Annotated in this window: 6 protein-coding genes and 1 riboswitch; of the genes, 1 reads left to right on the top strand and 5 read right to left on the bottom strand. The window is 40.5% G+C overall.

Going from position 1 to position 6,934, the window contains the following annotated elements:
• Nucleotides 1-41: 41 nt before the first annotated feature.
• The gene (locus ACIFPW_RS02595) at nt 42-1,028 is read left to right on the top strand and encodes a M23 family metallopeptidase (RefSeq protein ID WP_430241785.1); all 987 of its coding nucleotides are present in this window, start codon (nt 42-44) and stop codon (nt 1,026-1,028) included.
• Between the two features lie 42 nt (nt 1,029-1,070).
• On the opposite strand, the gene ACIFPW_RS02600 is transcribed toward ACIFPW_RS02595, so the two are convergent.
• The 5 genes from ACIFPW_RS02600 to ACIFPW_RS02620 form a co-directional block, all read right to left on the bottom strand.
• A complete protein-coding gene (locus ACIFPW_RS02600; protein ID WP_194218990.1) occupies nt 1,071-1,175 on the bottom strand; it encodes a methionine/alanine import family NSS transporter small subunit in 105 nt (34 codons plus the stop codon).
• A 1-nt stretch (nt 1,176) separates the two neighbouring features.
• The gene (locus tag ACIFPW_RS02605; RefSeq protein WP_430241787.1) at nt 1,177-2,703 is read right to left on the bottom strand and encodes a sodium-dependent transporter; all 1,527 of its coding nucleotides are present in this window, start codon (nt 2,701-2,703) and stop codon (nt 1,177-1,179) included.
• 233 nt (nt 2,704-2,936) lie between these two features.
• Nucleotides 2,937-4,514 (bottom strand): Na+/H+ antiporter NhaC family protein, encoded by a 1,578-nt coding sequence (locus ACIFPW_RS02610; protein ID WP_430241788.1) that lies wholly within the window; start codon nt 4,512-4,514, stop codon nt 2,937-2,939.
• Between the two features lie 150 nt (nt 4,515-4,664).
• Nucleotides 4,665-4,845: riboswitch (Lysine riboswitch) on the bottom strand.
• 157 nt (nt 4,846-5,002) lie between these two features.
• Complete coding sequence (yunB, locus tag ACIFPW_RS02615; RefSeq protein ID WP_194218987.1) at nt 5,003-5,773, bottom strand: sporulation protein YunB; 771 nt, start codon at nt 5,771-5,773, stop codon at nt 5,003-5,005.
• Between the two features lie 138 nt (nt 5,774-5,911).
• On the bottom strand, nt 5,912-6,934 hold a 1,023-nt coding region (locus ACIFPW_RS02620), incomplete at its 5' end, for an ISL3 family transposase (RefSeq protein ID WP_430241790.1).

The raw sequence follows: 6,934 nt of genomic DNA on the forward strand, positions 1-6,934 counted from the left end.
AAACTAAGGGTAATGACAAATTACGAAAGGAGAAGAAACACTTGAGAAAATATAGTTTTCTTATCCTTATTCTTTTCTTCCTCATCCCTATAAACGTTCGAGCTGCTGATATAGACGAAGATAAACTAAGAAGCGAACGGAAGATGTTATTTCATAAGATGGAAGCCGTCACACAAGTCCCCTGGTACATCTATGCTGGTATTGATCAATATGAACGAAGCATTAGGCGCTCACAAAAAGATATTCCTCGTGAAAAAGGTGCAATAGCTATCTATATTACGCCTGAGAAATGGTCTGGGAGTACGAATCCAAATAAAGAAGATCACGACCCTATCTCGATATCGTTCTTTAATGGAATTGGCCTCGATGGCAATGGAGATGGCAAAGCCGAGCGTACTAATGACGAAGATCTACTTTATACAATTGGGTCTTTCATACAACAGTATGGAAGTTCTTTAGAAGATATTCAAATTGGTCTTTGGGACTATTATCATCGTGACCAGGCAGTAAGGACGATTACAAGTAATAGTGCTGTTTATCATACATTCAAAACGCTTAAACTCGATAAGCATGCTTTTCCCGTACCACTTCACGCAAACTATAGTTACCGAAGCACTTGGGGCGATCGACGTGGCTGGGGCGGACTTCGAATTCACGAAGGAACGGATATTTTCGCTTCTTATGGTGTTGGAGTGAAAGCGACAAGTTACGGAACTGTCGAAACGAAGGGATGGAATGAATACGGTGGATGGCGGATCGGGATTCGGGATATCGATGGCAATTACCACTACTATGCTCACCTAAATGGGTTTGAAAAAGGCATTGAGAAAGGTCATGTTGTACAGCCAGGTGAAATCATTGGGTATGTTGGTAGCTCTGGATATGGACCAAAAGGAACGGCTGGAAAGTTCCCGCCACATCTTCACTATGGCATCTATAAAGACAACGGAAGAACAGAATGGTCGTATGATCCCTATCCTTCGTTGAGGCTCTGGGAACGACAGGAACGAATACGCAACAAAAAGTAAGCAAAAAAGAAGAACTAGCTCGCTAGTTCTTCTTTTTATGTTCTATTGTTTTTTTGATACTCTTACAGCATTCAAAATGCTAGCCGCAAGACCACCCCATATAATAACCATTCCAACTACCATCATGAAAATCGCGCTACCACCCATATTAGCTTACCTCCTTATACTTTTGCTGTTCAGCTTTCGCATCCCATTTCTTTAGGCTGAATAGAATTCCAACCAGAAGGGCGAATCCTGCGACAGCCCAGCCACTATAAAGAATAAAGCCGTTTGAGTAGCCTTCATAGTTCCCAGTCGGTGTATCAAACTGACGAAGAAGATTTGTCTTAAAGAGATCGAACATCATATAACCAAGTACGAGAGGAGTAATGACTCCAAGACAAGCTTTCCACCAGTACTTCAGTGAAATGTCTGAAATGCCGTTTGCATGTGACTCAAGCGTATTAAGCTCACGAAGTACCCATGCTACAACAACCACCTCCACTAGTCCTACAAAGGCAATTCCGAACTGGTTAATAAAGTAATCAGCTGCGTCAAGGAAGAACAATCCGCCTTGCGTTGCAAACAGAATCGAGATAATAGAGGAAATCCCTCCACCAATTAGAACAGCTTTCGTACAAGAAATTCCGAACTTCTCAGAAACACCTGCAACATATGTTTCGGAAATAGAAATCAGTGAAGACAAACCTGCAAGTACAAGTGAAGCAAAGAATAAGAATCCGAACAACCCGTTCAAAGCTGGAAACTCATTGATTATTTGCGGGAAGACAACGAAGGCTAGTCCTACGCCACCGCTCACTACTTCGCCAACGCTAAGCCCCTGCTGCTGAGCCATAAATCCAAGCGCTGAGAATACCCCGATACCTGCTAGAAGCTCAAACGCCGAGTTACCAAAACCAGTAATAAACGCGTTATTCGTAATATCTGATTTCTTAGGTAAGTAACTAGAATAAGTAATCATAATAGCAAAAGCAATGGATAAACTGAAGAAAATTTGTCCGTATGCAGCAACCCAAACACTTCCTGAAGTAATACTGTCAAAATTCGGTGTAAAGAATGCATTTAGACCTTCAGCAGCACCAGGCAGTGTCACTGCTCGAATCACAATGATTAAGAAAAGAACAATTAATGTAGGAATGAAAATTTTATTAGCACGCTCAATTCCCTTTTTAACACCTGCAAGAAGTACGCCAAGTGTAATGATCCATACTGCAATTAATGGGAGAAATACGCCTGGTACGATACTACCTGTTTGTCCAGGATCAACCGTTAATTTCAGATAATCATTGAAGAGGAATGCTTCTGTATCAGAACCCCAACTTTGATTAAATGCAAAATAGCTATAAGAGATGGCCCACGCAATAATTACCGCGTAGTATGTGGAGATGACGAATGCAACGATAACGCCCCACCACCCAAGCCATTCCATCTTCTTATTCATTCGAAAGAACGAAAGTGGTGCGGATCCACGGAATTTATGACCCAATGTAAATTCAAGAATAAGAATTGGGATTCCGGCTGTTAATAATGCAAATAAATAAGGAATAAAAAATGCTCCACCACCGTTGTCATAGGCTACGGCCGGAAATCTCCAAATGTTCCCTAGACCTATTGCTGAACCAACTGCGGCTAATATAAAACCAGCCCTTGTCCCCCATTGCGCACGATTTTCCAAATAAATTACCCCCTTAGACAAATGTTAACCTTTTTCACCATAAGCCCCCTTCCAGAAAAAGGTTAAGACTTTTAAGTAAATTCAGATTATTTTGTTTATAGTATATCTAGTACGTATGTCCTTGTCAAAACAATCTTTTTACATTTTTCGTATGAATCGTTCAATTTTCTATATAAATCTCTCTATTTTTGTGAAAATACATAAAAAAACAGGAGGAATATCCTCCTGTTTGATTAATGATTTGCCATTTCAACTGGTCTGTTGGCATATTTTCCTTTTAGCATGAAAATTAATAATCCGAATAGAATCGCTGTTGCCACAAGACCAAGAATGGAACTACCAGTAAAGCCAAGAACCAGATATCCTAGTAACGAAATACCTGCAACGAGCAATGCATAAGGCAACTGTGTCATCACATGATCGATATGGTGACTACCCGCGCCTGTTGAAGAAAGAATTGTTGTATCCGAAATTGGTGAGCAGTGATCTCCAAATACAGCTCCTGCAAGAACAGCGGCAAGTACAGGAAGCATGTAGGTAGGATCCGTAGCAGCAGCAATCTCTCCTGCGATCGGAAGCATAATGCCAAATGTTCCCCACGAAGTTCCCGTTGCAAACGCCATAACACCTGCAAGTAGGAACAAAATAGCTGGTAAGAAGCCAATCACAATGTGGTCATTAACAAGTCCTGCAAGATACTTACCAGTCCCTAGTGAGCCGATAATTTCAATCAATGTCCATGCAAAGAAAAGAATGTATACGGCTGGAAGCATTGATTTAATGCCTTCCCAAATTCCTTTTCCAAGAACCGCTCCACCCATTCGTTTTGGAAAGAAGAAGAGGAGAGAAGTTATAAGTCCAATGATTCCACCATAAAGGAGAGAAGCAGCAACGTCTGTATTTTCAAAGACAGACAAAGCTGTCACGGCTGTATCCGTTCCGCTAACAGCCTGAATTCCTGTGATGACCATAAACGTCACAGTACCAGCAATTAGCATAATAATAGGCCATGCAAGATCAGCTACTTTCCCCTTCTCACTTTCAGGTAGTCCTGATGTTTGACCAGGTACGGCACCTTGATTCGGATCAAGCACTTCTCCTGTTTTCTGTGCACGGTCTTCATGTACTCTCATTGCCTTAAGATTAATGTCAAAATAACTAACAAAGAACACCATCGCAAGTGCAAAGAGAGCATACAAATTCATTGGAATCATTCTTATAAAAGCTTCTAACGCGCCAACACCTGTAATGCTATGCGTTGCTAATACACCACCAATTAACGCGATGATATAAGCGCCCCAGCTTGAAATAGGTGAAATAATACACATTGGTGCTGCAGTTGAATCAATGATATAGGCAAGCTTTGCCCTTGAAACATTGTGCCTGTCCGTAATCGGTCTACTTACGTTCCCAACTGCGAGCGAATTAAAGTAATCATCAATAAAAATAATAATACCAAATACCGCTGTGACAATCTGTGCGCCTACTCTTGTTTTCACGCGTTTCATGGCCCACTCGCCAAATGCGCGACTTCCACCTGATATCGAAATAAAGGCCGTCGTCATCCCTAATAAAAGCAGGAAGAAAATAATGTACATGTTCCAAGTATTTAAACCACCGCTCTCGGAATCAATGAAGATCCCTTTTACGATTGTATAAATTTCTTCTAATGAATTTGGTACACTCCAATTGTTGATCATTAGCGCACCAAGAATAATGCCTACTCCTAAAGAAGGAAGCACTTTTCTAGTCACCACTACCATTAGCAAAGCTACGAGTGGTGGAATAATGGATAGAACTGAATTCTCCATGAATATCCTCCTAATATATGATTGGTCATCATAACCGGAATGGACGCCTATCCCTCAGCCTTCTCGTCGTGTTTGAACGCAAAAAAGCGAGCAATGATAGGATTGGTCCTATCATTGCTCGCTTCACCGAGTCAATGTTAAGTGTCCACCCCGATCAGTAGTTCTCCATTACAAGTTAGACTCATAATGACAGTTCGACACTTCTTCAATGTCGCCCCAACACAAATAATGTGACCGTTATTTATGCTTCGGCAGATCTCCCTTTCGATGCTGATCATTGGTGTCATTCTCCCAACACGTACTCATGAGGATCTGCTCCTCTACCTCATCGTATAAGATAAGGAACAATATTAAGTTCAGTTTTAAAGTATACCTTACTTTCGTTGTTTGTGCAATTGTAGATTATTCCAGAGATATTTCTATTAGAAGGGAACCATTTTTTTAGCTATCGACATTGAACATTGAAGCTGGTTAATGGCCTCCTTTTCTTAATCTGGCTTCGGCAAAACGATCGATGGATTTCCACCATTTCCATTATCACCATTATAATAATAAGGAACGTCTCCCTGAATAAATAAATCTCCAATTTTTACAGAGTTCGAAACTTCAGTATTCTTTGTAGAGAAAGGAATAATTACGTTCATCTCAACTTTAATATTGATATACACTTCAAGATACGTGTTGTTAATTCCCGTTTCTTTCACCTTTGTATCAATATTAGAGACCACATCTCCAATCATTTCAAACCGTACTGGAATCCTCGGCCCAAAATTTGAAAGAAGAACATTATTTGTAGCCATCCCTAAAGGTATGGAGTATACGATTCCTTGTTGATTTTCGGTACCTTCGTAATCGATATCTATATCATTCTTAAAGGTTTCCAGCTTATCTAAATCACCAGCTTCAACATAATCTAAGTAAGTTTGAACTCGTTCTGTGGCCTCTGAGATCAATCGATTATAAACTTGCGAGTTAAAGCTATAACTTGGTACTTTTTCGGAATCATTACCATGAACGATAATTAAATTCTCAACGTCAATACCGTCTGCGATCTTCTTTGAAATGGCATCATTTATTGCTTGCGCAGCAACTTGACGTGTTTTTGTTTCAGCAATACTGATTAAGCTTGGTTCAATTCCTTTATTAACAATCCATAATCCTTGAACAGTAGTAAAGATAAAAATAATAAAGGAGATGACAAAAACATATCGAAAGGGAAGCGGCCCCTTTCTAAAGAATTTTCTACGAGTTCGAAACAACATGAACCCTCCCTTCTCTTCTTCATGTATATGCCACGGAGAAGAGAAGTATGGACAATTTCCTAGAAAGAGCCAAAATCAAGCTATTAAATGTGGTTCTAAATCAAATGTTGGGGTAGGAGATTTATCTCCTACTCCTTATCCTAGTTGAAAATGACGAATTTTTTTGTACTGATGATGTAAAAGGATCTTTCTTCGTAAGCGGTCATATCGCTTAAAACCAAAGGCATTTCGCTTAATGACCTTCGTTTGATTGTTTAAACCCTCGATAAAACCATTATTATAGTTCAAGGCAAAACTATTCAGGACTTCTGGTTGCCAGTTCTTAAGTGTTTGAACGGCTTGTCTGAACTCCTTCATATTCGCTGCTTCAACCGTTTTGTAGTAATTATACAGAGACTGTTTAACTTGGTTAGGATTCTCTTGACCGATTCGTTTCGCTTCCTCAAACCAGCTTCGAAACGCTTCTTTTAACTCGTAAGCCTTTCGTAATTCCTCGGATAATCCAAGGTAACGGTCCAGATACCACTTTTGTTTCTCACTCAACTGCTCATATCGCTTGTAAAAAACATGCTTCATTCGCTTGCACTTTTTACGGTCATAATCATGGAAATTCTGTTGAACTCTTCTTCGTACACGCTCTAATGCCCAATAGATGTAGCGACAAAAATGAAAGCGATCAGCCACGATGATTGGCTTTCCTAGTGCCTTTTGAACAGCTGACTTGAAGGCATAGCTCATGTCCATGATCACCACTTCAACTCGCGACCCCTTCTTGCGAAGATAGTCCTTTACGGTCTCAATGGAGCGATTAGGAAGGATATCCAAAGGCTGCTTTGTATCTCCATCCGCAATGACAACTTGATATTTTCCTTCATCGGTATCTCCTTTATATTCATCAATAGCGATGACACGAGGAAGATCACTCACTTCTTGAAGCGTTGGTGCGGCGACTTCATCAAACCGCCTTATCGCAGTTGAATGCGACGTACGAAATTGGGCTGCGGTATCCTTGAAATTCTTCCCCTGTACCACGCGTAATCCCAGGGCCTGATTCCATTCCTTTGAGTGACGCTGATAGCGATTGACGATCGAATTCCTTTCAGCGAATCGTTTCCCACAAGCACACACATAACGGCGCTTGCGATAAAACAAAAAAGC

Source organism: Pseudalkalibacillus sp. NRS-1564, from assembly GCF_050467905.1.
Classification (GTDB): domain Bacteria; phylum Bacillota; class Bacilli; order Bacillales; family Guptibacillaceae; genus Guptibacillus; species Guptibacillus hwajinpoensis_B.

What these genes read in the sequence shown, in the direction of transcription:
- ACIFPW_RS02600 (WP_194218990.1), bottom strand. Translation starts at nt 1,175, where the DNA reads ATGGGTGGTAGCGCGATTTTCATGATGGTAGTTGGAATGGTTATTATA.
- ACIFPW_RS02610 (WP_430241788.1), bottom strand. Translation starts at nt 4,514, where the DNA reads ATGGAGAATTCAGTTCTATCCATTATTCCACCACTCGTAGCTTTGCTA.